Raw genomic sequence first — 2521 nt, 5'->3', positions numbered from 1 at the left:
GATGCCGCGAAAATTCAGCGCGATCTGGGCTGGGTACCGCAGGAGACGTTCGAGAGCGGGATTGAGAAAACCGTGCACTGGTACCTGAACAACCAGACCTGGTGGCAGCGCGTGCTGGACGGCTCCTATGCCGGCGAGCGTCTTGGCCTCAATAACTGATATCTGACTGATTAAGGAATAGATTTATGAAAGGTATTGTTCTGGCCGGCGGCTCCGGCACGCGTTTGTATCCCATCACCCAGGGCGTCTCCAAGCAGCTGCTGCCAATCTATGACAAGCCGATGATTTTCTACCCGGTGTCCGTCCTGATGCTGGCGGGGATTCGCGACATCCTGATCATCTCCACCCCGGACGACATGCCTTCCTTCCAGCGCCTGCTGGGTGACGGGTCGCAGTTCGGGGTGAACTTCAGTTATGCTATCCAGCCGTCGCCGGACGGCCTGGCGCAGGCCTTTATCATTGGCGAGAAGTTCATCGGCAACGATGCCTGCGCCCTGGTGCTGGGGGATAATATCTACTTTGGCCAGAGCTTCGGTAAAAAGCTGGAAGCGGCAGCGGCGAAGACTTCCGGTGCCACGGTGTTTGGTTATCAGGTGCTGGATCCGGAGCGCTTCGGGGTGGTGGAGTTCGACGAGAACTTTAAGGCACTGTCCATCGAGGAGAAGCCGCTGAAGCCGAAATCGGACTGGGCGGTGACCGGGCTCTACTTCTACGACAATAACGTGGTGGAGATGGCGAAGGACGTGAAGCCTTCGGAGCGCGGCGAGCTGGAGATCACCACCCTGAACCAGATGTATCTGGAGCAAGGTGACCTGCATGTTGAACTGCTGGGGCGCGGTTTTGCCTGGCTGGATACGGGCACCCACGACAGCCTGATGGACGCATCACAGTTCATTCACACCATTGAGAAGCGCCAGGGAATGAAGGTCGCCTGCCTGGAAGAGATAGCCTACCGTAATCAGTGGCTGTCGGCGGAAGGGGTGGCGGCTCAGGCGGAACGCCTGAAGAAAACCGAGTACGGTGCTTATCTGAAGCGCCTGCTGAACGAGCGTTAATGCCTTCTTCGTCAACGACAGGATACAGAGAATGAAGATTTTACTGATTGGCAAGAATGGCCAGGTGGGCTGGGAGCTGCAGCGTTCACTGTCCACCCTCGGCGACGTGGTCGCGGTGGACTACTTTGACAAAGAGCTGTGCGGTGACCTGACGGATCTGGAAGGCATCGCGCAGACCGTGCGTACCGTCCGCCCGGACGTGGTGGTGAATGCCGCCGCGCACACAGCGGTGGACAAGGCAGAAAGCGAGCGGGAGCTCTCCGACCTGCTGAACGACAAAGGGGTGGCGGTGCTGGCGGCAGAGTCGGCGAAGCTGGGTGCCCTGATGGTGCACTATTCCACGGACTATGTGTTCGACGGCGCCGGCAGCCATTATCGCCGGGAAGACGAAGCAACCGGCCCGCTGAACGTCTACGGTGAAACCAAACGCGCCGGTGAACTGGCCCTGGAGCAGGGCAACCCGCGTCACCTGATTTTCCGTACCAGCTGGGTGTACGCCACCCGCGGCGCCAACTTTGCCAAAACCATGCTCCGCCTGGCGGGTGAGAAAGAGACGCTCTCCATCATTGACGACCAGCACGGGGCGCCCACCGGCGCTGAGCTGCTGGCAGACTGCACGGCGACGGCAATCCGTGAAACGCTGCGCAATCCGGCGCTGGCCGGCACCTATCATCTGGTGGCCAGCGGTGAGACCAGCTGGTGCGACTACGCCCGCTATGTGTTTGAGGTGGCGAGAGTGCACGGTGCAGAGCTGGCGGTCCAGGAAGTGACGGGCATTCCGACGACGGCCTATCCGACGCCGGCGAAGCGTCCGCTCAACTCACGCCTGTCGAATGAAAAATTCCAGCAGGCATTTGGGGTGACTCTCCCGGACTGGCGTCAGGGTGTGGCTCGCGTGGTAACAGAAGTCCTGGGCAAATAAACGGGTGGCAAAAGATGAACATTATTAAAACAGATATTCCTGACGTGCTGATTTTTGAACCGCGCGTGTTTGGTGATGCGCGGGGCTTCTTCTTCGAGAGCTTCAGCAGCAAGGTGTTTAATGAGGCGGTGGGCCGCCAGGTGGATTTTGTTCAGGACAACCACTCCCAGTCCCAGAAAGGCGTATTACGCGGGCTGCACTATCAGCTGGCTCCGCACGCCCAGGGCAAACTGGTGCGCTGTGTGGAAGGTGAGGTGTTTGATGTGGCGGTGGATATCCGTCGTTCATCGCCCACCTTTGGCAAATGGGTGGGAGCGGTACTCAGCGCAGAGAATAAACGTCAGCTGTGGATCCCGGAAGGGTTCGCCCACGGGTTTATGGCGCTGAGCGACACGGTGCAGTTTGTCTACAAGGCGACGAATTACTACGCGCCGCAGTCAGAACGGAGCATCATCTGGAATGATCCGGAGATAGGGATTGACTGGCCGGCGCTGAGCGACTGCGCGCTGTCGCTGTCGGAGAAAGATCTGCAGGCACATACTCT

3 protein-coding genes and 1 pseudogene are annotated in these 2521 nt (G+C 59.1%); all 4 read left to right on the top strand.

Translation table 11 applies throughout. The features are described from left to right. Positions 1 to 159: pseudogene (locus CWM53_RS20330) on the top strand (dTDP-glucose 4,6-dehydratase); the annotation flags it as partial. A gap of 26 nt (positions 160 to 185) precedes the next feature. Then, positions 186 to 1055: a glucose-1-phosphate thymidylyltransferase RfbA gene (gene rfbA / locus CWM53_RS20325; protein WP_060619944.1), complete on the top strand. Its 870-nt coding sequence runs from the start codon at positions 186 to 188 to the stop codon at positions 1053 to 1055. Between the two features lie 31 nt (positions 1056 to 1086). Then, entirely contained in the window at positions 1087 to 1977 is an 891-nt protein-coding gene (gene rfbD, locus CWM53_RS20320; RefSeq protein ID WP_100750847.1) for a dTDP-4-dehydrorhamnose reductase, read from the top strand. Positions 1978 to 1991: 14 nt separating this feature from the next. Then, on the top strand, positions 1992 to 2521 hold a 530-nt coding region (gene rfbC / locus CWM53_RS20315; protein WP_100730551.1), incomplete at its 3' end, for a dTDP-4-dehydrorhamnose 3,5-epimerase.

The sequence above is a fragment of the Klebsiella sp. A-Nf5 genome, from assembly GCF_002810545.1.
Taxonomy (GTDB): Bacteria; Pseudomonadota; Gammaproteobacteria; order Enterobacterales; family Enterobacteriaceae; genus Klebsiella; species Klebsiella variicola.
This window is presented reverse-complemented; position numbering and strand designations above follow the sequence as displayed.

What these genes read in the sequence shown, in the direction of transcription:
- rfbA (WP_060619944.1), top strand. Translation starts at nt 186, where the DNA reads ATGAAAGGTATTGTTCTGGCCGGCGGCTCCGGCACGCGTTTGTATCCC.
- rfbD (WP_100750847.1), top strand. Translation starts at nt 1,087, where the DNA reads ATGAAGATTTTACTGATTGGCAAGAATGGCCAGGTGGGCTGGGAGCTG.